Here is a 24,952-nt window from a genome sequence, read left to right as displayed (position 1 = left end):
ACTGTGATGCCTTTGGCCGAGATTCCATTGTGCGTCTGGCGGACCCGGGGCCTGAATTTCTCGTTCCGTGGCCAGAGCATCCGTTACTGGACCGCAGGGCAGGGCGAGCCGCTGCTGCTCATTCATGGTTTTCCCACCGCCAGCTGGGATTGGCATTACCTCTGGACGCCCCTGACCCAGCGTTTTCGAGTCATCGCCTGTGACATGCTCGGCTTCGGCGACTCAGCCAAACCGCTGCGCCATGACTATAGCCTGCTGGAACAGGCCGATTTGCAACAGGCGCTGCTTGCGCACTTGCAGGTCGATCAGCCTGTGCATTTGCTCGGACATGACTACGGCGGTAGCGTCGCCCAGGAATTGCTCGCCCGCCATCACGAGGGACGAGCGCAGATTGCCTGTTGCGTGTTCCTCAATGGCGGCCTGTTCCCTGAGCGGCATCGCCCGTTGTTGATCCAGAAATTGCTGCTCAGCCGCCTGGGCTGGCTGGTGGGTTGCTCGTTCGGGCGCGATGACCTGGTTCGCAGCGTGACGCAGATCTACGGCCCTTGTACCCATCCCAGCGAAAGCGCGCTGGACGACTACTGGAGCCTGATTGCCTCCAACCGTGGCACGCGGATCCTGCACAAGCTGATCGCCTACCTGCCAGAGCGGGTTGCACACCGTGAGCGTTGGGTCGCTGCGCTACAAACTGACAGTGTGCCGTTGCGGCTGATCAATGGTGCGGTCGATCCGATTTCCGGCGCGCACATGGTTGAGCGCTACCAGGAACTGGTGCCCAACGCCGATACCGTGATGCTCCAGGGCATCGGTCATTATCCTCACACCGAAGCACCGGTGCAGGTGCTGCGCCATTACCTGGCGTTTCGCGAGCGACCGCTGGTGCATGTGCCGCAAAAGGTCGCCTGGTTCTGAAGTGCCAGGCTTGCGCCATCATCGCCTGTCTTTATCGTCTGCCATTCAGCGCCTGCCTGCTTGATTGTGTGCAGGCCCCTGCTGGCTGACACTCGGCCCACCCCTGCCTGGTTTTGCTGGAGAAATGCGCATGTCGATTCGCCTGGACGATAAAGTGGTGATTGTCACTGGAGCCGGTGGCGGCCTGGGCCGCGCCCATGCCCTGTTGTTTGCCCGGCATGGCGCCAACGTGCTGGTCAATGACCTGGGCGGCTCGACCCATGGTGAAGGCGCCAGTGCCTCGGCCGCCGACCGGGTGGTGGCGCAGATCCGTGAAGAAGGTGGCACGGCGGTGGCCAACCACGACTCGGTCAGCGATGGCCAGCGCATTGTCGAGCAGGCCCTGGACAGCTTCGGTAGGGTCGACGTGGTGATCAATAACGCCGGGATCCTGCGCGACAAGACCTTTCACAAGATGGACGACAGCGACTGGGAGCAGGTCTACCAGGTTCACCTTGAGGGTGCCTACAAGGTCACCCGCGCCGCCTGGCCCTACTTGCGCGAGCAGAACTGGGGGCGGGTGATCTTTACTGCCTCAACCTCGGGTATCTACGGCAATTTCGGCCAGGCCAACTACGGCGCGGCCAAGCTCGGCCTCTACGGCCTGACCCGGACACTGGCCATCGAAGGGCGCAAGCACGGCATCCTGGTCAACGCCATTGCCCCCACCGGTGGCACGCGTATGACTGAAGGGCTGATTCCGCCGCAGGTGTTCGAGCAGCTCAAGCCAGAGTTGGTCAGCCCGCTGGTGGTGTACCTGGGCAGCGCTGATTGCCAGGACAGCGGTGGTTTGTATGAAGTGGGCGGTGGCTGGGTCGGCAAGGTCCGCTGGGAACGTAGCCTGGGCGTCGGTTTTGACCCGCGTGAGGGTTTTTCCGCACAAGATGTTGCCGCCAACTGGGAGCAGATTGGCAATTTCGACAACGCCGTGCATCCGCAAGACAGCCTGCAAGCCTTGCAGCAGATGATGGCCAACCTGCAGAAGTACCCACAGGGCTGAGCCTGGCGAAGGTTGTGGCCACCGGCTGAAGTTGCCTATGCTGGACGGTCACCCAGGTTGCAGGAGCACAGTGAATGTACGAATCCAGAACGGACGCTGTCATCTCTACTCGACAGTTTGGCTACCGCTTGATGTGGCACGGCATCGCCGCCTGCCTGCTGTTAATCGGCTCGATCCTGTTCGGGGTGGTCGGCCATCTGTATTTCGAGCCGCAGGTGCCCTGGCACGACGCGGTGTTCAACGCCACCCTGCTGCTGGGTGGGGTGGGGCCGGTGATTCTCCCCGAGTCGATTGGCGGCAAGTTGTTTTTCGCAGGCTACGGTTTGTATGTCGGGCTGGTGTTTGTCGCCACTATCGGCCTGATCCTGGCCCCCATCGCCCACCGATTGTTGCACCGTTTTCATTTTGACGACGGCGATGACGATTGATCCGCAGGCATAAAAAAGGCCGCTGCAGTGCAGCGGCCAAGTAAGACGCAGATCAAGGAGCTTCAAAATCAACGTCGGTGAACTCGGTCATACCGTTGGCGGGCGCGTTGCGTTCAGGCCCAAGATGTCCGGGCTAGACACCTGGCCTTTGGGGATCGGCCGTTACTGGGTAAGTGAGTTCAGGATAAGCCGCTGATCAGTGAGGAAAAATAGCCGTTTGTGACATTTACTGTTACAGGTCTAGTAACAGTGCCATTGGTTAGATCAGGCGCAGGCCTGATGAAATGCCGGGATTGTCTGTCAGGCAGTTCAACCAGCGGGAGTTTCTTCGTAGCCCATGCGCCAACTGATCAACCTGGCCGCTGACAACAGTCGTTGCGCTGCCGGCCCCTGCTCGTCGGCATGGAAGATGGATGTCGGGCCAACCACGGTCAGCACCGCTGCAATCTTGCCCACCGCATTGAATACCGGTGCCGACAGAGCATCAACTCCCGGCATCAGCAAGCCATGAACATGGTGCAGGCCGCGCTGGCGGATTGTTGTGAACAAGGCTTCGTAGTCGCTGAAGCGTTGGCTCGAGGCTGCCAGTTCCTGCTCGCGCAGGTCGATGGTTTCGCGCTCTGGCAAGTAGGCGCCAAACACCAGGCCAGTCGATGAGCTCAGCAAGGGCAGTACCGAACCGATCTGGGTGACCACGGTAACCGCGCGCACCGCTGGCTCGATGTTGACCACGGTCGCACCCTGGTTGCCCCACACGGCGATAAAGCAGCTTTCGTTGAGTTCATCGCGCAGCTGCGACAGCGGCAGTGCCGCTTCTTTCAATACATCCATCCCGCCCAGTGCCGCCAAGCCGACACGCAACGCTTCGCGCCCCAGCCCGTAATGGTTGGTGGCCGGGTTCTGCTCGGCAAAACCGCTGGCAATCAGTGCCTGCAAGTAGCGGTGCACCTTGCTGGCCGGCATGTCCACATGCTCGGCCAGGCGCGACAGCGACGTGGAGGGCGACAACTGCGCCAGGGCCTTGAGGATGTCGGTACCGACCTCGGCCGAGCGGACCTTCTGTTTGCTGGAGCTGTCGGCGGGGGAGCTGGCTTTGGCCATGGTGCAGTTGATCCGGGGAGTGCAAGTGGGCGTCTTTATAACTTGACGCTGTTCACCAATCAAATTACGTTATGCGTAATGTAATTACGATAAAAATAACGCAGAAGCGCTGCCTCCCTTCAAGGCCTGCAGCCAACTGCCATCACCGGCCTGCAGTGGGCCCGGAGGCTCGATGAACCTCGATAACACCCCCGTCCTCGATTACCAGAGCGGCTTCGGCAACGAATTCGCCAGCGAAGCCTTGCCCGGCGCTTTGCCGGTCGGGCAGAACTCGCCGCAAAAAGCGCCCTACGGCCTGTATGCCGAACTGTTTTCTGGCACCGCCTTCACCATGGCGCGCAGCGAACAACGGCGCACCTGGCTGTACCGCATTCGCCCTTCGGCCCTGCACCCGCGCTTCGAGCGCCTGGAGCGTCAACTGGCCGGCGGCCCACTGGGTTCGGTAACGCCCAACCGCTTGCGCTGGAGCCCGCAGCCAATTCCGAGTGAACCAACCGATTTCATTGACGGCTGGGTGGCCATGGCGGCCAACTCGGCTGGCGAGAAACCTGCCGGCATCAGCATTCATACCTATTGCGCCAATCGCTCCATGGAGCGGGTGTTCTTCAGCGCCGACGGTGAATTGTTGTTGGTGCCCGAGCAGGGCCGCCTGCGCATTGTCACCGAGCTGGGGGGGCTGGAGGTCGAGCCGCTGGAAATCGCGGTGTTGCCCCGCGGCCTGAAGTTTCGCGTCGAATTGCTCGACGGCCAGGCCCGTGGCTACCTGGCGGAAAACCACGGCGCGCCGCTGCGTATCCCGGACCTGGGGCCGATCGGCAGTAATGGCCTGGCCAACCCGCGCGACTTCCTGGCCCCGGTGGCCCATTACGAAGAAGTCGATGGCCCGGTGCAGTTGGTGCAAAAGTTCCTCGGCGAGCTGTGGGGCTGCGAGCTCAAGCATTCGCCGCTGGACGTGGTCGCCTGGCACGGCAACAACGTGCCGTACAAATATGACCTGCGCCGCTTCAACACCATCGGCACGGTCAGCTTCGACCACCCGGACCCGTCGATCTTCACCGTGCTGACTTCGCCGACCAGCGTGCCGGGCATGGCCAACCTCGACTTCGTGATCTTCCCGCCGCGCTGGATGGTGGCCGAGAACACCTTCCGTCCACCATGGTTCCACCGCAACCTGATGAACGAGTTCATGGGCCTGATCAAGGGCGAGTACGACGCCAAGGCCGATGGCTTTCTCCCCGGTGGCGCCTCGTTGCACAGTTGCATGAGTGCTCATGGCCCCGATGCCGAGACCTGCGGCAAGGCCATTGCCGTGGAGCTTGCGCCGAACAAGATCGACAACACCATGGCCTTCATGTTCGAGACCAGCCAGGTGCTGCGTCCGAGCCGCCATGCGCTTGAATGCCCGCAATTGCAGGCCGACTACGATAGTTGCTGGGCCTCGTTGCCGAGCACCTTCACCCCGAATCGGAGATAACCCATGAATCAGTCCGCCCTTGCCCGCAGTTGGGTAGAACACGCCAATGGCCACGGCGACTTCCCGCTGCAGAACCTGCCGCTGGGGATCTTCAGCCGCAAGGACCAGGCACCGCGCTGTGGCGTGGCCATCGGTGATGCCATTCTCGACCTGGAAGCGGTGCTGGCCGCCGGCCTGTTCGACGGTCAGGTCCGCGCTGCAGTCGAGGCCACCCGTGGTGGTACGTTGAACGCCTTCTTCGCCCTGGGCCGTGGTGCCCGGGTAGCCCTGCGCGAGCGCCTGCTGGAACTGCTCGGCGAGCACAGCGAACACCAGGCGGCGCTCAAGCCGCTGCTGCATGCGGCCAGTGAGTGCCAGTTGCACCTGCCGGCGCGCATCGGCGACTACACCGACTTCTATGTCGGCATCGAGCACGCCAAGAACGTCGGCAAGCTGTTCCGCCCCGACAACCCTCTGCTGCCCAACTACAAATACGTGCCAATCGGTTACCACGGCCGCGCCTCGACCATTCGTCCCTCGGGCACCGACGTGCGCCGGCCAAAGGGCCAGACCCTGCCTGCCGGCCAGAATGAGCCGAGCTTCGGCCCGAGCGCGCGCCTGGACTACGAGCTGGAGTTGGGTATCTGGATCGGCCAGGGCAATGACATGGGTGATTCGATCCCGGTGGCCGAAGCCGCTGAACACATCGCAGGCTTCTGCTTGCTCAACGACTGGTCCGCGCGTGATATCCAGGCCTGGGAATACCAGCCGCTTGGCCCGTTCCTGTCCAAGAGTTTCATCTCCACCATCTCCCCTTGGGTGGTTACCGCCGAAGCTCTGGAGCCGTTCCGTTGCGCCCAGCCAGCACGGCCGGAAGGCGACCCGCAGCCACTGGCGTACCTGCTCGACAAACGAGACCAGGCCGGCGGCGCCTTCGATATCGAATTGGAAGTGCTACTGCTGACCGAGCGCATGTGTGAGCAGAACCTGCCAGCCCATCGCCTGACCCTGAGCAACACCTTGAGCATGTACTGGACCGTGGCGCAGATGGTTGCCCACCACAGTGTCAACGGTTGCCAGTTGCAGCCAGGCGACCTGTTCGGCTCCGGCACGCTCTCCGGCGCCCAGCCTGGTCAGTTCGGCAGCCTGCTGGAAATCACCCAGGGCGGCAAGGAGCCGGTTGAGCTTGCGTCGGGCGAGGTACGCAAGTTCCTCGAAGACGGCGACGAGATCATCCTGCGCGCCCGTTGCAAGCGCGATGGCGTGGCCTCGATCGGTTTCGGCGAATGCCGCGGCAAGATCCTTGCGGCGCACTGAGGAGGCGGGGTCATGGAACTCTTTACCTACTACCGCTCGACTTCATCCTACCGGGTGCGGATTGCCCTGGCGCTCAAGGGGCTGGATTACCAGTCGCTGCCGGTCAACCTGCTCAAGGGCGAACAGCGCGAAGAGCCCTTCGTGTCCCGCAACCCGCAAGGGCGGGTGCCGGCGCTGAAGATCGACTCGGGCGAGATCCTGGTGCAGTCGCCAGCGATCATCGAATACCTGGAAGAGGTTTATCCACAGCCAGCGCTGCTGCCTCAGAACCCGGTTCGCCGGGCCCAGGCCCGTGGTGTGGCAGCGCTGATTGGTTGCGATATCCATCCGCTGCACAACGTCAGCGTGCTCAATCAATTGCGCGGGCTGGGCCATGACGACGCCCAGGTCAACCAGTGGATTGGCCACTGGATCAGCCAGGGCCTGGCTGCGGTCGAGCAGTTGATTGGTGACGAAGGCTTCTGCTTCGGCGATACGCCAGGGCTGGCCGATGTCTACCTGATCCCGCAACTGTACGCCGCCGAGCGCTTCACTATCGACCTCAGTGGCTTCCCGCGCATTCGCCGGGTCGCCGCCTTGGCCGAGCAGCACCCGGCGTTTGTTAAGGCCCACCCTTCGAGGCAGCCCGACACCCCATAAATCGCGCTGCCTGCACCTGATACCCATAACAATAAAAGGTACCTTGCGATGCACAATCAGATTGCCAGCTTTCGCACGGCGCTGGATGCCCGGCCCGTGTCGCGTTATCAGTGGTTATTGCTGTTGTTACTCGCTTTGTTGTTGGTTACCGATGGTTATGATGCTCAGGTGCTGGGTTATGTCATTCCTTCCCTGGCCCAGGATTGGGGCCTGGAGAAGGCCGCGTTCGGGCCGGTGTTCAGCGCCAATCTTCTGGGCCTGACCCTGGGCTCGCTGGCGGTGACGCCGCTGGCAGATCGCTTTGGTGTGCGCCGGGTGCTGCTGTGTTGTGTGCTGCTTTACTCCAGCCTGACCCTGCTGATGGTGTTTGCCAACTCGCTCAACAGCCTGATGCTGGCGCGGTTTGTCTGCGGCATCGGCATGGGTGGGGCGATGCCCAGCGCCATGGCGCTAATGTCCGAGTATGCACCGCCGCGCTTGCGCACCTTGATGGTCACCCTGGCTGCTTGCGGCTTTTCGTTGGGTGGCGCAGCGGGAGGTTTTGTTGCTGCCGGGTTTATCGACAGCTTCGGCTGGCAGGCGGTATTCCTCGCTGGCGGTGTTGCGCCGTTGCTGCTGTTTCCATTCCTGCTTGTGTACCTGCCCGAGTCGTTGCCGCGACTACTGCGCGATGCGCCACCCTATGTGCGTTTGCTCAAGGTCACGGCAAAGATGCTCCCGGGCTGGCAGCCGCCTGCGGCCAATACGCAGGCCCAGGCAGAAAACCACAACAAGCTCACCGTGCTGGCGTTGTTTCGCGACGGCTATGCCAGGTCGACCCTGCTGATCTGGTCGACGTTCTTTGTCAGCCTGATCCTCTTGTACTTCATGATCAGCTGGCTGCCTTCCCTGTTGCTGGAAAGCGGCCTGGCCCTGAACCAGGCCAATCTGGTCACCTCGATGTTCCTGTTTGCCGGCACACTGGGCGCGGTGTTCATGGCCTGGATCGCCGACCGCCTCAAGCGCAAGGTGCGTTTGCTCGGCGCCGTGCTGCTGGCGGCAGCGGTGTTTACCGTGCTGCTCGGCCTGAACCATGACAACCCGCGCTGGCTGGTGGTCTGTGTATTTGCCGCAGGCTTTTGCATCATTGGCGGTCAGTTGACCCTCAATGCCTTTACCAGCAACTTCTACCCGGCCCAGGTGCGTGCCACCGGCACGGGGTGGGCGTTGGGGGTGGGGCGTTTTGGCTCGATCCTCGGGCCGCTGTTCGGCAGCCTGTTGCTGGCCATGCATTTGCCGGTCGAGCAGATATTTTTCTTCTGCGCGATTCCGGCGGTGCTGGCTGCATTGCTGATCATCCAGGTACGCAGCCCGGACGAGGCGGTCAGTGCACCAAAGGCGAGGCAGGCGGAAGATGGTTCAGGCGCTCGGTCAGGCGCAAGCGCTGGATTGGATCGTCACTGAGCAGCAAGGCGTGCTCCAGGTCGAAGCGCTCGGCCTGTGGGCACTCCAGGTGTTGATACAGGGTGGCGCGTGCCACGTAGTCAGCGGCGGTACCAGGGCCCAGTTGCAACACCCGTTCGGCGTCCTTGAGGGCTTCCAGGTCATCATCATGGCTGGCGTGCAGTTGGCGCAGGTTGCGTGACAGGCGCTGAAGCATCTGTGCCGGGCTTGCGCTCAACAGATGATCGGCACTGAGCGCCAGTTGCGGGCCGAACTGACGACCCAGTAGTTCGCGGCAATCGGCCGGGTACAGGCGCCGTCCGCCGCAGGGGTCGAGCAGGTGGTCGGCGCCGGGAACGCGCAAGAGGAAATGCCCGGGGAAATTTACGCCTTCTAGAGGGATCGACAGGCCACGGGCCAGTTCCAGGGTCAGCAGCGCCAGCGCCAGGGGCTGGCCGCGACGACGTTGCATGACCTTGTCGAGTAACGCAGCTTGGGGGCGCAGGGGATGGTACTCGTCCTGCTGGAAGCCCAGGGCATTGAGGCGGCGCAACAACGGCTGGGCCAGCTCGCTGAGCGGCAACATCGGCAGCCCGGCGCTGACTTCCTGTTGCAAGGCCTGAACTTCGGCCAATACTTGGGCAGGCACCACGTTGTTGTCGTGCTCGGCGGCGATCCATAGCGCTGCTTCCAGCAGGGCGACCGGGTCACGCTCAAGGCAAGCCAGACAGGCATTACGTGGGTTCATGGCAATCTCCGCTCAAGCTTCTGTTGTAGCGCTGGCGGGGCCTTTCGTCCAGTGGTCCGAGTGTTGTCATCAGGGGGGGGAAGCGCGGCCTATACTGGGATCAGCACCTCATCGAGGAGCCCGTCGATGTTTGCACTTATGCAAAGCACCCGTACGCAGTCGCTGCACCTGTGCATCGACCCGCCGACCGGCCTCAAGGCGGTGGTCGCGATTCATAGCGAACACCTGGGGCCGGCCATGGGCGGCTGCCGCTACCTGGCCTATCCGGACGACGACAGCGCGATGATCGACGCTATTCGCTTGGCTCAGGGCATGAGCTACAAGGCTGCGCTGGCGGGGTTGCCCCTTGGCGGTGGCAAGGCGGTGATCATCCGCAACCCGCACGTGGAAAACCGCGCGGCCTTGTTTGAAGCGTTCGGACGCTTTATCGAAACCTTGCAGGGGCGCTTCATTACTGCGGTAGACAGCGGCACCTCGACCCTGGACATGGATTGCATCGCCCAGACCACCCAGCACGTCACCAGCACGACTGCTGCAGGCGACCCATCACCGCATGCGGCCATGGGCGTGTTCGCCGGCATTCGCGCCACCTCGATGGCGCGCCTGGGTAGCGACAACCTCGAAGGCTTGCGCATCGCCGTGCAGGGACTGGGCAATGTCGGCTATGCGCTGGCCGAGCAACTGCATGCGGCGGGCGCCGAGTTGCTGGTCAGTGATCATGATCCGGGCCGGGTGCAACTGGCGATCGAGCAGTTCAATGCCCGGCCAGTGGCCAATGAAATGTTGATCAGTACGCCCTGTGACATTTTTGCCCCGTGCGGGGTAGGGCCGGTGCTCAATGGCCAGAGCGTGATGCAACTGCGCTGTGCCGCGGTGGCGGGGGCGGCTAACAACCAGTTGACCACCTTGCAGGTCGCCGACCAGTTGGAAAGCCGCGGGATACTCTATGCACCGGATTACGTGATCAACGCGGGAGGGCTGATCTACGTGGCGCTCAAGCATCGTGGGGAAGACCTGGGCACTATCACCGCACACCTGGCGCGCATCCCCTCGCGCCTGACCGAAGTCTTTGCCCATGCCCAGGCCGAGAAGCGATCGCCGGCGCGGGTGGCGCAAATGCTCGCCGAAGGGCTGATCTACCGTTGAGCTGCGCTTACTCGGCAGCGCTGTCTCCAAGCAGCTCGGACAAGGCGTCAGGCTGGCTCTTGAAGGCCTTGGCGAAGACGTCGCGGTTCTTCGCCATGTAAATACCGGCATCCTCGACCTGCTGCTCGCTCAGCGACGGCACGGCTTTCTTCAGGACCTCGGCCAGCAGTTCAGCCAGTTCGAGCATCTTGTCGTGACGGTCTGCTTCGGCTTTATCCATGATTTAGCTGAGCATCGGGTGCCCAGTTGTACGGGGGCAGAGCATCTCGAAGTAGAAGAATCACGCGTGCGAGAAATTCTTTATTACTGGGCAAAGCTCAGCTATCGTCATTGAAGGTGCCATCGTAGCGCCCAGAGCCCATAGATAGCTGAAGGACGTCGGAAGAATCCGCGGCCCGCATCTGTACCTCAAGACCTAGTCATTGTCAGGTACAGAACTATGAGTGTAATAAAGTACTATCCCTACCTATCTAATGATCTCATAACGACCAACTTACTGATGGTGTTGTACAGCGTCAGTGTGTCTCCCTTTCGTCCCTGTTCACATTTGGTTGCAATAGTTTGGCTTTTTAAATATATGCCACGGCTCTTTGTTAATAGGGTAAGTATTGTCTTGTCGAGTGTGCTTGGCTATGTCTGAACTTGGGCTTATGAAAGTTTCTACGAGATGCGTAGAGCTTGAGTTTCGACTTGTGAAATTTAGGAGGGGCGGGATAGGTAGGTATATGTTAATTAATAAAAAAACCTATAACCCATGTGTGGCTGCAAGTATCTATGAAGCCAGTTACGCCAAAGGAAGCCGAAGGTATAAGGCGAGTATACAAACAATTATGTATCACGTCGCATTTCTCTTTACGTGGGGTGAAATTTTTGCAGTAGATATTGAGCGTATGCTGATTTCTGGTGAGGGGGTTGACTTTAGAACCATAAAAAAATTTGCAGATTGGTTAGGCCACGTCATTGCGCCACCTCGCGATGGGGCGATATTGAATCAGTATGTAACTAAGGTGCTTACTAGCTGCAGCTCATTTTCTCTCTGGTTCGTCCGAAACTATACCCCGCTTGTCAGCGCTGACGCAGAAAGTAATGTTAGTTATATCGCACTGATTGATAGTCACAGAGCATGCTGGTCTGGGGTTATGGTTGGCGAAACGAAAAATTCTGTAGCACCAGATTTAACTGATGCCGAGTTAGATTCAGTGGAGCAGTTCTTAAAAAGGCAGTTGTATGACTTAAATAACAACTATGCTGTGTGTCTTAGGAACTATATTTTATGGCGTTTAATTAATGGGTTCGGCTTACGCATTGGCGAAGCCTTGGCTTTGCGCCTTCAGGACCTAAAATTTACTGGTGCCGATCCCTCGTTGGAAGTTGTACGTATTGACGAGCGTGGAGTTGATTATGAAGATCCGAGAACCCCGAATAGTCCTAAGGTGAAAACGTTCGGTCGCTTGCTGTACTTTGCACCAGAAGATGAGGGCTTAATTGATTTGATTGAAGAGTATATTTCATCTTGTCGATTCAAAAAGTCTGAACATGGCGTGAGCCCTTCTTTTTTTCTAGATCATGATTTTCTATTTGTCGCTCACGGCGCAGGTACACAGGGAAGCGCTCTTTCTTCCTCGGCAGCAAGCAAAGTGGCACAGAAAATTGGAAGATTATGTCTGGGTGGTTTTCACTGGCATATTCTGAGGCACGCTTATTTTAACAGGCGGTACGAAGCTGCTAGTTTAACTCCGAATAACTCCACCGAAATAGATCACATTGTTTATATAGGTGGCTGGTCAAGTCCTCTGTCCTTAAAACATTACGCTCGGCGGGCGATTCGGGACATGAGTAGAGGTAGCTTGATTGACCGAAATGCTGGGGCCATTAAAAATGACTATTGAAATTGATTCGGATGGGGTTTATCGAGATGAATGTGGTAGGAGATATGTAAGATGTATGGCGGACAAGCGTAATCCATTTTTTATAGATGTCAGTACATTCCGTATAGAGGCTGAGTGGAAACGTCAGAAATATTGGGTGGATTTGTCGATTTTTAGACTTCCTGTTTCATTATTGAGTGCTGTTAAGGAGTATGTAGTATTTAAATTGGGGGTCGGCACGCCAAGGTTGCTGCTTATAGTGAGAAATAATATGCGCTACTTGGAAAGTGTGTGGTGTGATGATTGGGTGGATTTTTCAGACCTATCGCTGGGTATGCTATTTAAGTTAATTATTGGGGGGCGTGTTGGGGAGGTAGATGAGTTTAGAAGGATTTACAAGTATTGTGCTGCTAATGGTTTGGCCGGCGCGGATGAAATACATGCGTTGGAAATAAGCTCAATAAAGATACAGTTATCAAAAGATTCCAGGGTCATATTGGAGTGGGATCAAACACGTGGTGCCATGACGAGTGCAGAGCAGGAGTTAGTTAGACGAGCTATGGTTGTGGGAAAAGATGCCGAGTCGATATCAGACTACACCTCTCGATTATTTACATGGATTTCGTTCGAAACGCTCAAGCGACCGGGTCAAATTTCTGAGATGACGGCTGACTCATTATGGGTGCCGGATCCCAATGCAGAGAATATTGAATACTTTCTCAGAATTCCAAAAGCGAAAGCACAGATCGGACAGGAACCTGAGCTATGGCCTATTACTGAACGTCTCGCGAAAGAAATTAAGAATTATTCCTCAGTCCCCAAAATAGTGGAGGCTCAACAAAATTCTGAAAGACTATTAGTTACCTTAAGAAAGGGAAAAAAATTTTCTCTCGGGAGGATGATGACAAGATGGTGTGTCAGACAGGGTATTATCAGTCCTCGTACTAATGATCTGCTTGTGTTGACACCTTATAGAATACGTCATAGCGGCGCGACTCAAATGGCGGCGCAGGGGGCCTCTAGCGACGAACTCCAATATATCTTAGAGCATGACTCAATCACTGCGGCGAAGGCTTATATCGATTGTCTGGCTTCTGAGTTTTGTCCATTGCTGGAGCGAGTTAACAGGAAGTTGGGTGGCGTATTTACAGAGTTAAATGGAATATTTTTTTCAGGGGGAATCGGTGATAAGAGCGTTGGCTATCCGGTTTTGATTCCTACAATTAACGCCCCCGCGGCCGTGGGTTCTTGCTCGAAAAATGGTATGTGTGGACAGCACCCTTTCTTTAATTGCTACAACGGCTGTCGATATTTCATTGCTTGGAGAGACGCCGATCATGAGAAGTCTCTAAAGTATTTAGAGAATGAGTTTGCAAGATGGGGGGCTGCGGAAGGTGGGAAGGACAGGAGCAAGGTATTAAAGGACCTGGAACGGGTTTATCAAGCTGTGAAGGATGTTATTCATAGAATTGAAAATGGAGAATGATATGAATGTGGCGACTAGGTTAGCAGCTTTGGGGGTGGCTGATAAATTGATCGAGCTTGCCCAGACGTTGGTTGAAGCGATGTCTCCCAATATAGATTTTTTTTGCGATACATGGCAGATTATTAGTTGGATGGCTAGACCAGGAAATCGCACTAGCGTATCCCTGGACTTTGGGCGTTTTAAAAATGATGAGCTTCGGACAATCGCGAAAATATACATTGCGGCAAAGCGAGTTAAAGGGGACATCGGGAGTGGAGGGGCTCACACAATACTCAGCTCGCTACTAAAATTGGATGCAGTTATTGGCGGGAAAACAACTAACCAACTGACTAATTCGGATTTTGATGCTGTAGAGAGGACCTATAGAGATAAAGGTGTCGTTGGGAAAGTAGCAGTACTGACAAATCTCCAAGCTTTTTCCAGATGGCTTCATAAGCGAACAGGAGTGAGACTTTCGTATAGCGCACCAAAAGGGCGCGCTGACTACGGGAGGCATGGTTCTGAAATGGGAAGAGAGAAAAAATTATTACCCATTGAAGTTCTTAATCAGTTATTTAAGTTGGCTAACAATCCTGAGCTTAAATTTAGGGACAGATTTTTTATTCATGCTCTTGTCTTGAATGCCGCTGTAGGTTGCAGAATCAATGAGCTAGCATGCTTACCACTTGACTGTTTAGAAAATCGGGAGGGGAAATGGGTCGTAAAGTTGTTTCCAGAGAAGGGGGGGCGACTCTTTTACAGGCCCTTCCCTCAAGATATGTATCCGTCGGTTAAGGCAGCTGTGGACTTCATAACTGAGCACACGTCCGAGGGCAGAGAAATTGTACGGCGATTGAGAGTTAGCCCGGGTGTTGACTGGCCTAGGGTGCGAAATTCTGCAGTTGCGCTCGAATACTATGTGCGGAAGTTTGCTGCTGGGTGGTTGGCAAATTACAGCTTGTACACACCTAAAGGTGCTTGGTATCGCACTACTGGGCAGTTCGTTGACGCGATACAGTTGTTTGACAGGTTTGGGAGTATTTGCAAGGCATCTGCTTTTCTAGGTGCGAGTTATGTAACATTTAAGAAATTGCTTGGATTTCAAAAGGCGCTTCATAAGAAAGTATTTCTGTATTTGCAATCTAAAAACTCATGGGTGCCTCTTACTAGCGCTGTTTCGAACTGGAAGGCAAAACTAAGGTTTCACCCTCATGCGGTCCAGATATCATTAATGGAAGAACTTTGTGAGGTCGAGCTTTCAGATACGTGTGAAACACGAGTTGCTGTTGGAAAAATATTGGATGAGGCGCTTGAGTGCCAATTGGAGGAAAGCCCTTTTTTGTTTGTTTACAATCCGGAACTTGAGCGGGAGTACACCCGAAAAATCTTGCCAACTGTTCGAAATGGTAGTGATGTTCTCCTTGAACCTGAAGACTCACTATTTGTTGTGCCACGCAATCTGCTGTCCGAGCATCAATGCACGCGGACTTCTGAATTTACTATGGTGTCTGAAAGTATGTTCGAGGGTTGGTTGGTTAAGGCTTCTAGAAATGAGCAGTCGGTATTTAATAAGTTTAATGTGCTGGACCCGCGTACAGGTCGCGTGGCTAATTTCGTATGGCATGATATACGTCATTGGCTAAATACTATTTATAAGCAGGGTGGTCTTTCAGATGTGCAAGTTAATATTATTTTAGGTCGCACTGAATTAAATCAGGCGCAAGTATATGATCACACTTCTGCGCTTAGTAGGTCACGTGTTCTGCAGCAAATGATGCAGCGTGTACGAGATAATAAAGCGGTAGGCCTGATTCAAGTTACATTCAACAAGCTGAAGATAGAAGATCGTGAGTCAGCTGAAGCATATCTTAATTCTGCAGTTCGTGTAATAAATCCTATGCCTCATGGGGGGTGTGCACATAATTTAGCCTTGAAACCATGTGAATATAATCTTTCTTGTTTCGCTAAAGGATCCAACGGAAAGCCATGTGAAGCACTGATCGTTGACTCTCAAGATTCAGTTCAGCGGCGTGAGATAGAGTTGGTAAGTCAGAATGCTCGAGCTATAAAGGTTCACATATTGAATGCTGGTGGAGGAGCTAGTCATCAATATCAGCACTTCGATTCTGTAGAGAAGTCCGCTAATTATTTGCTTGAAGAAGTCTCGAAAAAGAATTCTTAGGGTTGGGGTAATGTAATATGCAACTCAGGGGTGCGCGGCTAAAAGAGTACCTTGAAGGTAAGCTGGATGAGCTTGTGGCATCTTACTCTAGTCGGTCTAAAGTCTATATTTATAGTCAAAAAGAGTTTGCTTCATATGCTTCTGTCTCAAGAGAGACAGTGAGAAAGTATCAGAAAGAAATTGATGCGTTTCTGGCCGCAGACAATATCCCAAAGAGAAGCTTTGATAAGGATGCTAGGGTTAATAATCTTGAGAGTAAGGTTTTTAAACTGCAGTGTGATCTAGCGGAGTCTCAGGCGATGTATGAAGCTATCCGTGTGCGATATGTTGACATGATCGAGTCTCTGCTGGCGAATTCCATTGATGTGCAAGCTCTTATTTGTCCGTCTGTTGAGAGTTCTGATTGTGAAAAATCTTACAAACAGTGCGTGTTGTGTGGTGTGAGCACCACCCCGAAGAAGTCATGAGCTCTGGGCCTCAAAGGCAATGAATGGAAACGTCAGGTCCTGAGATGAAGCTAAGACGTACCGTTAAAAAGTCGTTACTATCCACGGCCGCTAGCGTGGCAGCTCGACCAGGGCTGTCGTGTTTGGGGCCGTTTCGATTCAAACCTTCGCGGCAACCGCTCTGGTCGCAAAACCTGCGTCGTTGAGCGCTGCTGTTTCATCCCAGCTGAGGGGGCACTGAGAGTAAGAGCCTGCTGCCTGTGTATGGACGCATATGCTCAGTCTATTTCGGCAAACGGGGTAGAAGAGTATGTGGCTGGCATTTGAGTTGAAAGGCAATTCGGTAGAGCTTCTCTACGGTGAGGTTCACCTCACCTCTCTCCACCCGGCCCATATAGCTTCGATCTATCCCACAGGCGTAAGCCAGAGCGTCTTGCGACAACCCAATCGATATCCTTCTTTCGCGGATTTTCTGCCCGAGATCCTTTGCCAGCACCTGCATAACCGCCTCGATTGACCAAGGCGGAACTATCCGTCGTTTACTGAACTCCAGGCGACGGATTATAATCCGCATTTTGTCTGTTTCCGGCTGCATTGGGTGCCTGTATGAAACCAGCTATATTCAAGCTAGACAGGCGTGTCTTCGAGCTGCTCAAGGATGGAGACTTTCAGCAATTCACGATTCGTTCGCTGAGGGATGCCTATGCCCTTCTGCTAGGCGGGGCGGTTAACGACACAGATCTGTGGCGCTACATCTATGATCAGGTTCTACGGTTGAAGCGCGTAGGTTGGGTCCAGCAAGACCCCGTACGTCGTAGGCGCGGCCAGATTTTTCACGTACTGGACAAACCCGCTGCCATCAGCCTTTCTCTCGTCCACCGCCGTTTTTCCAACGCTTGCCATAATGCGTTGAGCGAGGATGGAGCTGGGGTGGCTCAATCGCGTGCGCGCTCGGAGACTTGTCCGACGCGGCGGCTAGAATTGCTCGCGAAAGAAATTCGCTTGGACATGCTTTCTGCCCTGGGTGAGGCTGAGCGTTACAAGCAGCTGTTCACCGAAATGCCGGTGCTCAGGGCTAGAGTTGAAGATGATTACATTGAGGCGCGAGATCGCAGCTCGCGATTGCTGGGGCATCTTCGGGCGATTGAGAACACTCTGAAGATGTTGGTGGCTGCATGACGGATTTACGAGTTTGGCAAGATGCCTGTGTATCAGCTGCGTTGGAGCATTACCAGGTTTCCTCGCATTTTTTTTGCCAGGCTACACCTGGGGCCGGCAAAAGCAGGATGGCTGCAGCGGTTGCAAGCCGTTTGTTGCAGGCTGACCTTATCGACCTTGTTCTCTGCTTTGCTCCTTCGTGTCAGGTTGTGGACGGCTTGCAGAGGACTTTTTCAACAGTACTAGGCCGCCGATTCGACGGGCGCCTTGGATCGCTTGGTATCGCGTCCACTTACCAAGCAATGGATTATCGAGAGGCTTCATTTTGGCAGTTGGTTGAAGACTACAGAGTGTTTGCGGTTTTCGATGAAATACACCATTGTGCCGGTCACGATCCGCTTTTGAGCAATGCTTGGGGCCAGGTAATACTTCAACGTTTGCAAGACCAGGCTGCCTTTACTTTAGCGCTTTCAGGTACTCCCTGGCGATCCGATGATAGAGCAATTGCTTTGGCTCGATATTCAGATCCAGAAGGGCGACTCATCTGTGACTTTCGCTATGGTCTAAAAGAGGCTATTGCTGACAAGGTATGCCGTTCACCGCGCATTGTGATCATCGACAACAGCGCAGTCAGGCTCACTGAGCATGTCGATGATGCGCCAATCGTTACCGTTTATCCAAGCATCGCTCAGCTATTGAACGAATCCCCTGTGACTTTTGAGGACCTTCTCATTCACCACGACATGGTTGAGAAAGTCGTTGATCTGGGGCGCAGCCGTTTGGACGAAATCCGCTGCAAAATTCCTGATGCAGGTGGTTTAGTAGTTGCGACAAATATTCGTCATGCCCATCAAATCGCAGAGGTGCTCAGATCGCAGGGTGAAGAGTGTTTAGTGGTCACCACACGGACACCAGGGGCTCAGCATCTGATAAATGACTTTCGAGAAGGGCGGGGGAAATGGATCGTTGCTGTCGGAATGATCAGCGAGGGGACTGATATTCCTCGTTTGCAGGTGTGCTGCTATTTGAGCCGTATACGTACTGAGCTGCATTACCGCCAAGTGCTGGGGCGAGTGCTGAGACGCACCGGGAGCGAAGATTGCCAGGCATGGTTTTACGTGCTCGCCGAACCTTCGTTGCTTGAGTTCTCGCAGCGTGTTGCAGACGACTTGCCTGATGACCTAGCAGTGCTGGACTACACCCAGCTTTTGCGCTTGGATGATTTTTGCTCTGCTTCCGAACAAGAAGCTGCTATCGAGAAGGCAGTTACTTCATTCGATCTTCACGTTGATCAGTTCTCGACTCCTGCGGAAGAAACCGTGGTAGGTGCTTTGGAGGTGGATAGCCTGTTTCGAATGGAGTTGTCATCGGGATTCAGAACAGAAATTCTCTCCGTTTACTGAGCCCGAAAACTTGACGAATCAGCGTTATGCTTTGTAGAGAAATGCTGAGAGCTACGTAGTCTACTTGAAAAACGCAATCCGCAGCCGCTTTGGAGAGCATCGGCCAAATGCATCACAGCCTGAAAAATCGGACCGTTTACGTCGTCAACGATGATGAGAGCATCAGTGTTGACGAGCGCTGTAGCATTTCAATGACGGAAAGTACTTCGGTGGCGATATATATGCATGTAGAGGCTTTCCCTTCATCTTCCGACGGCTGCTGGAGCCAAGAGCAGCGTTGCTTCAGGAAAAGGCGTGAGCGGATTCTGACGTTGGCGTAGAATGTGCTTGGTACTCGAAAGCTTGCCGATCTTTGGCTCGCCCAGAGAGCTTTCGGACTTGGCCATGTAGCTCCCTGCTACCTTTTGTCGAGTGCTCAAGGTTACCCGCAGGTCAAGGACTTCCTGGCACAGCTCGAATATGGTGTCTATTGCTGACGGTATTCGTGTTGCTTGGTAATGGTGGACCAAGCGAGCCAGCCAGATGAAAACAACCCTATTCAATGAGCCAGCGATGAAATTTTCGAGGGCGGCGGATCTGTGGCCACTCAACGTTGGCCTAGTTTGAAACTGAATCTGGAATCAATTCATGTCCATACTACCAAGGGTGTAAAGGTCAGAGCAGACGTGCAGACCTTTCGGTGTGATTCGGGGCAGTGCCAAACAGTGGAGGCCCGTCCCTACCGTATAATAGAAGGGGGAATCATTGTTCGTGGACACTATCGCCCTGATGGTCAGGATTGCCATGCGCCAAAGAACCTCGTATCGCAAACCCTTTAAAAGCCCAAGTCGTCCATCTTGGTTTAAAGTGTGCGAAGGAAGATACTGATGAACCTATACCCTCGAAATAAGCCGATATGACCATGCCCCGCGAACGTTCTCGCGCCGTCGTTGCGACGCGTGAGTTTCTTATCGAACTTGCGAAAAATGACATTTTACCTGACCAGGTACGGCGGGATGCTAAATTTTTGCTACGGCATTTTCCTACAGAGGATGACATAGATCGGGCAGGGAGGATTGAGGCGCGTGCAGAAGGATTAGAAGTAGATTTCGTAGGGCCCGTATTCAGCCCCGTACTAAGGGGGGAGCAATAGTCGGAGACGCCGCCAAGCACGTTGCTTACAGCTGAGAAACCGGCTTTTCCACTGCAAGTGTTAGCCCATCCCACCTTGCGTAAGTCAGGTGGGTAATTGCAGAGACTTGCCCATCCATTTGCATCCGACCGGACCGGTCATCTGCATCGGATTTGACCAGCATGCTTCGTAGCCCTGACCGGCAGAGAACGACCCAAAGCTGCCTTGGCCAAAGTAGCGACGCCTATGGTGATGGCTAATGTGAGCGCATCACTGGTAGGCAAAAAGCGCCCTAGCACAATGTTCATTTGGCTTTGGCGCCTTTGGGTAAGTTCTTTAGCAAAATAGGTTTCAGTGATTAGTGGTAATTAAGTCCTTTCAATTCAAGCTGTTTTTTGCACCCATTGTGCCACTAGCCGATCCAACAAAACCGGGGAGTTGCTGATAAATAATTTAAGCCAGTGTGTGCGCTCATCACTTGGCAATACTCTTGAAGAATTTAGAACGGCTCTGCGAGCCTTTCCGCCAAGATTATAAACGGTCGCTTTGTGATTTCGCACCCAGGCCACGTTTTTGTTAGTAATTGCAGCTAGAGCTTGGTTTTCAATATTGGGCCCATTGAAAATAAACGAATGTAGTGCCGGAGACTTCAATAGATTAGGATTTTGGGCGATGTACCATTCTAGCCAGAAGCGGCATATTTGACTGTCGACAGCTGGTTTTTCAATCACTTCTTCAATGGCGGACAGGAAGTGTTTCGAAAAATAATCGTCCGTGACCTCATGAAGATATAATGCAACGTCGTTTATTACGGGGGCAAAAAAGTCAAAGTTCGAAAGAATGGTGGCGGCAATATTTTGGTGTTTGTTTCGGCGAGCAGATCTGATAATGCTTCTTGCAAGGCCTAGATCAAGGTGATCGTAGGTGACAATTTTTTCTATCGCCGCCAACAATCTAATTTCTAAAATTAATTCTTCATCTTCTATTTCAATTTCAACTTCTTCCATTTCATTAGTGTATGCGTTAAAGATCTCTAGGGTTTCAAGGAGCTGAATCTTCTCTTCGGCATAGTGATTGTGAAGATGTTTTTCGATGAACTCTTTAGAGTTCATTATGAAGGTTTTTTCAGTGGAAACGGTTAGGCGGTGATTTTCATATAAGTACAATGTGAGGCTTTCAAGTACCCTGGATAATTCTCTGGTAGAATTTGAAAAAATTCGAATATCATCGACATACCGCGTGTGGTGTACTCCTTGGTCTTTCAAAAAACGGTCAATGTCTATGAATACCGCCTCGGCCATAATTATACTGGCAGCAGGCCCAACCGGAATTCCTTGGGAAGACTTGCTATTTTGCGTTGAAAGAAAAGTCTCTATGTCGTCACCAAGCGGCTTGAGCGTCGAGTCAGCGATTTCAATAGCGTTATTCAGGCGGTGTAGGTAAATCTGATTGTAAAAGTCAGTGATGTCGGTAATTAGCACGGTACTATACTGGTCGGCTAGTTCTTCCGTCTTTTGGGTAAAGTCTACCCATCCAGATCCTGCACCAAAAAAATTCCCGTCTGAAATTTGAAGACGATACGAGCAAGCAATATGCTCTTCGCTGGGTATGCGCGCTTTTTCGACTGCCTCGGTGACTTCGCAAGCCAAGGCGGTGTAAATTACTGAGTCGATAGGTTCAAGTTGATGGACAATTCGAAAGCCACCTTTAGGCTTTGCGATGGTCATGGCTCGCGGTTGTGTTACCCACAACTTGGCAATATTCTTTGACATTAGCTCTTTTTTTACGTCTTCCCAGTGGTACCAGAGAGCTTCGTACTCTATTGGCTTAGGGAAAAAATCTGAGTCGTAATATTTGCTAATGTGCTCGCGTGCGAAGTCCAGCGATTGCTCGCTAAGTATGGCCACGATTTGCATCCTCTATTATATTTTTAACGCTTGTCGTTAACGCCTAGAATTGTCTATGAATTCGTTGGTAAACCACAACTATTTTTGCCGGTACCAAGAACTGTCATTCCGCATGCGACCCATTGCGACCTCTCGGCACCGGCAGAAATTGGCCAAAAGCAGTCGTCGAGAATGAGTCTACAATACTCATGCTCATCAATTAACCTGATCAAGACCTGTGCAAAGCCTTTACGATGCGATCTCCCTCCTAGTGATGGAGCTAGGGGATTGTAGATTTGTAGATGTATGGAAAACGGGCTAGCAGTTATGAATACGCGAGAATGAGGCGGGCAATAGCAATGAATCAAGAGCCTTTGCTCCTCAAACACCAGATTCGGGTAAATCCTGGCGATCCATATCGGCAACACCTTATTTCCGGTATTTGAACCGTCAGCGTTCTAGTCTTGGCCGGAGGTTTTGGCTTCCTGAGTGAGAAACTTTATGTAGGAGCCGTACTCCCTCGCGCCAAGTGCGGTCGTTTCAGCCTCCATCATCTCACCTACAGTGTTAGGAATGGGGCCCAAGATTTTGGGCAGATCTGGCACAAGGACTATGAGCGCCTCCAGCGATGCCTTGCAGGCCTTCCCCATTTCGCGCAAGCGGTAGGGCAGTATCTGAGCGGCCGCTAGCTGTGTATTTGTCAATTGGCCAGGGCGCGCATCGGCGAGTTTTTTAGTATTCGCCTGTACCCCCATGCGTCGGTCGGAGCAGGCAGTGAGTAATGTAGCCACGTTAGTGTCGGTATGAGCCAACGCGGTGATCTGTTCGGGTGTGAGTACTAATTCTGGAAGATCAAGGTCTGCAGCAAACTCTATGATGTACGCATCCATTTGGAGATGGTCTTTCGGGCTAGCCGCCTTGTGGTCCAGAAATCTATGCATGAACTGAGCTGAGAATTCGTTGTTATTGGCGATCGATCGTACCTTGCCACCAACAGCGATCGCAACGGCCTCAGCCTCACGCCGTTCCGCTTTGTTCGCGCGATTTTCAGCCTGGTATGCGATACCGGCCGCTGCCGCCGCAAATATGAGGGCAAGCCCCGCGATCGCGTCAGATCGAGTCCATTCTGTCGCCCACTTGAATGACACGAGCAATTCCCCTTCTTTCCGTAAGTACCGTTAGGTGTTGTTTATAAGCCCAACCTTCCAAGCCGCCAAAGGCCTTGGCCGCTTGAAATAGAAAGGATTCGGTGCGCCAGGCTCCGTACGAAAAGAGATGTCGCAAACACCGCATGGAACCAGCTAGTGAGACCATTGCGGCATAGCTTATCGCAAGCTTGTCGAAGCGGGTCACGATCCTGCGATTGTCTTTCAGCCAGCCAAAAATGCGCTCGATGATGTTGCGCTGCCGGTACTTGGGGCGATCAGACAGCCTGGGTAAGCCTGACTTGGGTTTACGTTTCATTGATCGCAGCGGGATGACAGGCTGCACTCGATATTGATCGCAGTAACGGCGTAGCGCTTCGGCGTCGTAGCCCTTGTCGGCCAGCAGCCATTTACAGCGTTTGCGCGGGCGACCACGCTGGCTTGAAGGAATGCTAACTTCGTCCAGCAGAGGCTGGGTGTAGCTGATATCAATGGTTCAGCTCCCGAGGGGCGGCGATTGGGTTTCTCGGGATCTCGTATAGAGCCTATCACTAATCGGAAGTTAACTCTATTTCCACCCAACTTATAATGGCCGATCGTAAATATCGATTAAAATTCTGAAGATCTTCTACCTTAGCAGAAAACTCCAGAGCGATTTCGCGCTGAAAATTCACCGAAAATTCTTCGAAATAGAATTTTCCCGCATGAAAATGCCCTGATCTTAGGTCGTAAAAATAGTCAGAAATGTTTTTATCAAAATCACCGCACGAGTACTTAACCATAAATTGTGAGAATGATAAGCCCTCGCACTTGGCAAGCGCTTCGACAGCACAAACTTTATATGATTGACCTAGCGTCGGCTGCTGGCCACCCGCAGTATGAGCTAAGTTATACATACGAGAGCATGCCAAAAAAGCAGCCTTTTTTTTATGCTCCAATAAAGAGATTGACTTAAAAAACCTGCGTGTAAGCGATGGCATTTTTATTTCAAAGTCTGGGTAGTGTGGAAGTTTGCTTATGGGGACATCGTCTTTTCTAATTCCGCTTGCGCGCGCTCTCTTGATTGTATGATTAGAATACAAATTCTCAAGAAAATCATTGTTTGAAAACACATCAATCACTGCGGTAGAGACATATTCAAGACCGCCATCCGGTCGCTCGCTAGAAAAATTAACAGCCAACTTCCCGGATTGAAAAGAGTTTACATGCTCGACATTCGCAAGTTCCTTAAGGCCATAGTGATTATCTTTCACCAAAAGCCCTAGTTCATAATCTATAAACCCGGTTCGCCATCTGCCTAAATTTAAGCCGCCGCTGCCATCCTTGATCTTTATTATCCGGAACTCTGAATTCACCATCTCAAAGCCTACATCAAGCAAAATCGAAAGATACGAATTCACATCAGAAGTGTAATTGTATGCCAAGCTCCTTGCATGCTCTACATTGACCGCATCAACCTCTACGTCAAGCATCAATATTTGCTCTGTAAGTGGCTCCTCCTTACTAGTCCAGAAAAAAGGTTTGAACAAAAACTTAAAATCAGATTTTATTAGAATTTCATCTTGTATAGGGTGAGAGCAAAAATACCTACTGTAAGTTCTGATCGTATAACGCTTAAGTTCACCATTAAATTCACCACCAATGATTCGATCTACCAGCGTCAATGAAAAATACTTAAGGCTTATAACTCCTAAAGTTTGTTGCGCCTCCTGCAAAACAATATTAATTGGACCGAGATATTCGGTATCAATATTAACTGTCACTAGGAGCTTTGCTGGCACCTCATCTACCGCACACTCAATTAAGAATTCAATACTTTTACCAGAACCATCATGAGTGTTTTCGGATCTAGAGCTAACAATTCTACTGCTTAGTTCGAAAATTACTGCCTGCAGCCTATTAAGAATATTCCCTGATATCTTGTATCTGTTCTCGTGTGAGTAGCTAGCTAAGTCACTCATACAGCTTCCCTGTAAATTTCAATAATTTGTTAAATAATCAAGCCAATAGCGAAATCCACGCTTATGCATGACGCTCACTCTAACGCACGACTGTCACCGGCCAACCCTTGGCTACCTCTCGT

The 24,952-nt window shown here is 53.2% G+C and carries 23 protein-coding genes and 1 pseudogene; 15 read left to right on the top strand and 9 right to left on the bottom strand.

What is annotated here, in order from left to right:
• Positions 1–6 precede the first annotated feature (6 nt).
• From M5G17_RS11735 to M5G17_RS11725, 3 genes are all read left to right on the top strand, one after another.
• Positions 7–912 carry an alpha/beta fold hydrolase gene (locus tag M5G17_RS11735; protein ID WP_273893082.1) on the top strand — a complete coding sequence of 302 codons (906 nt, stop codon included), beginning with the start codon at positions 7–9 and terminating at the stop codon, positions 910–912.
• 124 nt (positions 913–1,036) lie between these two features.
• Complete coding sequence (locus M5G17_RS11730; RefSeq protein ID WP_273893081.1) at positions 1,037–1,951, top strand: SDR family oxidoreductase; 915 nt, start codon at positions 1,037–1,039, stop codon at positions 1,949–1,951.
• Between the two features lie 74 nt (positions 1,952–2,025).
• A complete protein-coding gene (locus tag M5G17_RS11725; protein ID WP_273893080.1) occupies positions 2,026–2,379 on the top strand; it encodes a hypothetical protein in 354 nt (117 codons plus the stop codon).
• Positions 2,380–2,688: 309 nt separating this feature from the next.
• Here the strand turns inward: M5G17_RS11725 and M5G17_RS11720 are convergent, their stop codons facing one another.
• Entirely contained in the window at positions 2,689–3,480 is a 792-nt protein-coding gene (locus tag M5G17_RS11720; RefSeq protein WP_273893079.1) for an IclR family transcriptional regulator, read from the bottom strand.
• A 172-nt stretch (positions 3,481–3,652) separates the two neighbouring features.
• Between M5G17_RS11720 and hmgA the strand changes: the two genes are divergently transcribed.
• Genes hmgA through M5G17_RS11700 form a run of 4 tightly spaced genes read left to right on the top strand, consistent with a single transcriptional unit; the run spans position 3,653 to position 8,332 of the window.
• Positions 3,653–4,954 carry a homogentisate 1,2-dioxygenase gene (hmgA, locus tag M5G17_RS11715; protein ID WP_273893078.1) on the top strand — a complete coding sequence of 434 codons (1,302 nt, stop codon included), beginning with the start codon at positions 3,653–3,655 and terminating at the stop codon, positions 4,952–4,954.
• 3 nt (positions 4,955–4,957) lie between these two features.
• Positions 4,958–6,250: a fumarylacetoacetase gene (gene fahA, locus M5G17_RS11710; protein WP_273893077.1), complete on the top strand. Its 1,293-nt coding sequence runs from the start codon at positions 4,958–4,960 to the stop codon at positions 6,248–6,250.
• A gap of 12 nt (positions 6,251–6,262) precedes the next feature.
• Entirely contained in the window at positions 6,263–6,889 is a 627-nt protein-coding gene (gene maiA, locus M5G17_RS11705; RefSeq protein WP_273893076.1) for a maleylacetoacetate isomerase, read from the top strand.
• Between the two features lie 48 nt (positions 6,890–6,937).
• Positions 6,938–8,332 carry an MFS transporter gene (locus tag M5G17_RS11700; protein ID WP_273893074.1) on the top strand — a complete coding sequence of 465 codons (1,395 nt, stop codon included), beginning with the start codon at positions 6,938–6,940 and terminating at the stop codon, positions 8,330–8,332.
• Here the strand turns inward: M5G17_RS11700 and M5G17_RS11695 are convergent.
• A complete protein-coding gene (locus tag M5G17_RS11695; protein ID WP_273893073.1) occupies positions 8,253–9,059 on the bottom strand; it encodes a SirB1 family protein in 807 nt (268 codons plus the stop codon). The two genes, M5G17_RS11700 and M5G17_RS11695, sit on opposite strands and share 80 nt — an antisense overlap.
• Positions 9,060–9,185: 126 nt before the next feature.
• Here M5G17_RS11695 and M5G17_RS11690 point away from each other — a divergent pair, with 126 nt between their 5' ends.
• On the top strand, positions 9,186–10,205 hold the full coding sequence (locus tag M5G17_RS11690; protein ID WP_273893072.1) for a Leu/Phe/Val dehydrogenase: 1,020 nt from the start codon (positions 9,186–9,188) through the stop codon (positions 10,203–10,205).
• A gap of 7 nt (positions 10,206–10,212) precedes the next feature.
• Here M5G17_RS11690 and M5G17_RS11685 read toward each other — a convergent pair whose 3' ends face one another.
• Complete coding sequence (locus M5G17_RS11685; protein ID WP_273893071.1) at positions 10,213–10,425, bottom strand: YebG family protein; 213 nt, start codon at positions 10,423–10,425, stop codon at positions 10,213–10,215.
• Positions 10,426–10,930: 505 nt separating this feature from the next.
• On the opposite strand from M5G17_RS11685, the gene M5G17_RS11680 reads away from it, so the two are divergent.
• Genes M5G17_RS11680 through M5G17_RS11665 form a run of 4 tightly spaced genes read left to right on the top strand, consistent with a single transcriptional unit; the run spans position 10,931 to position 16,187 of the window.
• Positions 10,931–12,094: a site-specific integrase gene (locus M5G17_RS11680; protein WP_273893070.1), complete on the top strand. Its 1,164-nt coding sequence runs from the start codon at positions 10,931–10,933 to the stop codon at positions 12,092–12,094.
• Positions 12,066–13,559, top strand: coding sequence for a site-specific integrase (locus M5G17_RS11675; protein WP_273893223.1), 1,494 nt, complete (start codon positions 12,066–12,068; stop codon positions 13,557–13,559). Before M5G17_RS11680 ends, M5G17_RS11675 begins: the two co-directional genes overlap by 29 nt.
• A 1-nt stretch (position 13,560) precedes the next feature.
• Positions 13,561–15,720: a hypothetical protein gene (locus tag M5G17_RS11670; protein ID WP_273893069.1), complete on the top strand. Its 2,160-nt coding sequence runs from the start codon at positions 13,561–13,563 to the stop codon at positions 15,718–15,720.
• A 17-nt stretch (positions 15,721–15,737) separates the two neighbouring features.
• Entirely contained in the window at positions 15,738–16,187 is a 450-nt protein-coding gene (locus tag M5G17_RS11665; protein ID WP_273893068.1) for a hypothetical protein, read from the top strand.
• A gap of 262 nt (positions 16,188–16,449) precedes the next feature.
• Here M5G17_RS11665 and M5G17_RS11660 read toward each other — a convergent pair whose 3' ends face one another.
• Positions 16,450–16,668, bottom strand: a complete 219-nt coding sequence (locus tag M5G17_RS11660) for a helix-turn-helix domain-containing protein (RefSeq protein WP_273893067.1) — start codon at positions 16,666–16,668, stop codon at positions 16,450–16,452.
• Positions 16,669–16,772: 104 nt separating this feature from the next.
• Here M5G17_RS11660 and M5G17_RS11655 point away from each other — a divergent pair, with 104 nt between their 5' ends.
• Positions 16,773–17,345, top strand: coding sequence for a hypothetical protein (locus M5G17_RS11655; protein ID WP_273893066.1), 573 nt, complete (start codon positions 16,773–16,775; stop codon positions 17,343–17,345).
• Complete coding sequence (locus M5G17_RS11650) at positions 17,342–18,727, top strand: DEAD/DEAH box helicase (protein ID WP_273893065.1); 1,386 nt, start codon at positions 17,342–17,344, stop codon at positions 18,725–18,727. Before M5G17_RS11655 ends, M5G17_RS11650 begins: the two co-directional genes overlap by 4 nt.
• A gap of 242 nt (positions 18,728–18,969) precedes the next feature.
• Here the strand turns inward: M5G17_RS11650 and M5G17_RS11645 are convergent, their stop codons facing one another.
• On the bottom strand, positions 18,970–19,113 hold the full coding sequence (locus tag M5G17_RS11645; protein ID WP_273893064.1) for a hypothetical protein: 144 nt from the start codon (positions 19,111–19,113) through the stop codon (positions 18,970–18,972).
• Between the two features lie 509 nt (positions 19,114–19,622).
• On the opposite strand from M5G17_RS11645, the gene M5G17_RS27425 reads away from it, so the two are divergent.
• Positions 19,623–19,859 (top strand): BPSL0761 family protein, encoded by a 237-nt coding sequence (locus M5G17_RS27425; RefSeq protein ID WP_337993707.1) that lies wholly within the window; start codon positions 19,623–19,625, stop codon positions 19,857–19,859.
• A 362-nt stretch (positions 19,860–20,221) separates the two neighbouring features.
• Here M5G17_RS27425 and M5G17_RS11640 read toward each other — a convergent pair whose 3' ends face one another.
• The 4 genes and pseudogenes from M5G17_RS11640 to M5G17_RS11625 all read right to left on the bottom strand — a co-directional run bounded on the left by M5G17_RS11640 (position 20,222) and on the right by M5G17_RS11625 (position 24,830).
• Entirely contained in the window at positions 20,222–21,745 is a 1,524-nt protein-coding gene (locus tag M5G17_RS11640) for an RNA-directed DNA polymerase (protein ID WP_273893063.1), read from the bottom strand.
• Between the two features lie 437 nt (positions 21,746–22,182).
• Positions 22,183–22,872 (bottom strand): hypothetical protein, encoded by a 690-nt coding sequence (locus M5G17_RS11635; protein ID WP_273893062.1) that lies wholly within the window; start codon positions 22,870–22,872, stop codon positions 22,183–22,185.
• A gap of 115 nt (positions 22,873–22,987) precedes the next feature.
• Positions 22,988–23,359, bottom strand: a pseudogene (locus tag M5G17_RS11630) (transposase); the annotation flags it as partial.
• 61 nt (positions 23,360–23,420) lie between these two features.
• Positions 23,421–24,830, bottom strand: coding sequence for a hypothetical protein (locus M5G17_RS11625; protein ID WP_273893061.1), 1,410 nt, complete (start codon positions 24,828–24,830; stop codon positions 23,421–23,423).
• Positions 24,831–24,952: the final 122 nt, after the last annotated feature.

It is taken from the genome of Pseudomonas rubra, from assembly GCF_028656935.1.
In the GTDB taxonomy this organism is placed as follows: Bacteria; Pseudomonadota; Gammaproteobacteria; order Pseudomonadales; family Pseudomonadaceae; genus Aquipseudomonas; species Aquipseudomonas rubra.
The sequence above is the reverse complement of the archived record's forward strand: the minus strand, read 5'-3'. Positions and strand labels throughout refer to the sequence as shown.

What these genes read in the sequence shown, in the direction of transcription:
- M5G17_RS11735 (WP_273893082.1), top strand. Translation starts at nt 7, where the DNA reads ATGCCTTTGGCCGAGATTCCATTGTGCGTCTGGCGGACCCGGGGCCTG.
- M5G17_RS11730 (WP_273893081.1), top strand. Translation starts at nt 1,037, where the DNA reads ATGCGCATGTCGATTCGCCTGGACGATAAAGTGGTGATTGTCACTGGA.
- M5G17_RS11725 (WP_273893080.1), top strand. Translation starts at nt 2,026, where the DNA reads ATGTACGAATCCAGAACGGACGCTGTCATCTCTACTCGACAGTTTGGC.
- M5G17_RS11720 (WP_273893079.1), bottom strand. Translation starts at nt 3,480, where the DNA reads ATGGCCAAAGCCAGCTCCCCCGCCGACAGCTCCAGCAAACAGAAGGTC.
- hmgA (WP_273893078.1), top strand. Translation starts at nt 3,653, where the DNA reads ATGAACCTCGATAACACCCCCGTCCTCGATTACCAGAGCGGCTTCGGC.
- fahA (WP_273893077.1), top strand. Translation starts at nt 4,958, where the DNA reads ATGAATCAGTCCGCCCTTGCCCGCAGTTGGGTAGAACACGCCAATGGC.
- maiA (WP_273893076.1), top strand. Translation starts at nt 6,263, where the DNA reads ATGGAACTCTTTACCTACTACCGCTCGACTTCATCCTACCGGGTGCGG.
- M5G17_RS11700 (WP_273893074.1), top strand. Translation starts at nt 6,938, where the DNA reads ATGCACAATCAGATTGCCAGCTTTCGCACGGCGCTGGATGCCCGGCCC.
- M5G17_RS11695 (WP_273893073.1), bottom strand. Translation starts at nt 9,059, where the DNA reads ATGAACCCACGTAATGCCTGTCTGGCTTGCCTTGAGCGTGACCCGGTC.
- M5G17_RS11690 (WP_273893072.1), top strand. Translation starts at nt 9,186, where the DNA reads ATGTTTGCACTTATGCAAAGCACCCGTACGCAGTCGCTGCACCTGTGC.
- M5G17_RS11685 (WP_273893071.1), bottom strand. Translation starts at nt 10,425, where the DNA reads ATGGATAAAGCCGAAGCAGACCGTCACGACAAGATGCTCGAACTGGCT.
- M5G17_RS11680 (WP_273893070.1), top strand. Translation starts at nt 10,931, where the DNA reads ATGTTAATTAATAAAAAAACCTATAACCCATGTGTGGCTGCAAGTATC.
- M5G17_RS11675 (WP_273893223.1), top strand. Translation starts at nt 12,066, where the DNA reads ATGCTGGGGCCATTAAAAATGACTATTGAAATTGATTCGGATGGGGTT.
- M5G17_RS11670 (WP_273893069.1), top strand. Translation starts at nt 13,561, where the DNA reads ATGAATGTGGCGACTAGGTTAGCAGCTTTGGGGGTGGCTGATAAATTG.
- M5G17_RS11665 (WP_273893068.1), top strand. Translation starts at nt 15,738, where the DNA reads ATGCAACTCAGGGGTGCGCGGCTAAAAGAGTACCTTGAAGGTAAGCTG.
- M5G17_RS11660 (WP_273893067.1), bottom strand. Translation starts at nt 16,668, where the DNA reads ATGCAGGTGCTGGCAAAGGATCTCGGGCAGAAAATCCGCGAAAGAAGG.
- M5G17_RS11655 (WP_273893066.1), top strand. Translation starts at nt 16,773, where the DNA reads ATGAAACCAGCTATATTCAAGCTAGACAGGCGTGTCTTCGAGCTGCTC.
- M5G17_RS11650 (WP_273893065.1), top strand. Translation starts at nt 17,342, where the DNA reads ATGACGGATTTACGAGTTTGGCAAGATGCCTGTGTATCAGCTGCGTTG.
- M5G17_RS11645 (WP_273893064.1), bottom strand. Translation starts at nt 19,113, where the DNA reads ATGGCCAAGTCCGAAAGCTCTCTGGGCGAGCCAAAGATCGGCAAGCTT.
- M5G17_RS27425 (WP_337993707.1), top strand. Translation starts at nt 19,623, where the DNA reads ATGACCATGCCCCGCGAACGTTCTCGCGCCGTCGTTGCGACGCGTGAG.
- M5G17_RS11625 (WP_273893061.1), bottom strand. Translation starts at nt 24,830, where the DNA reads ATGAGTGACTTAGCTAGCTACTCACACGAGAACAGATACAAGATATCA.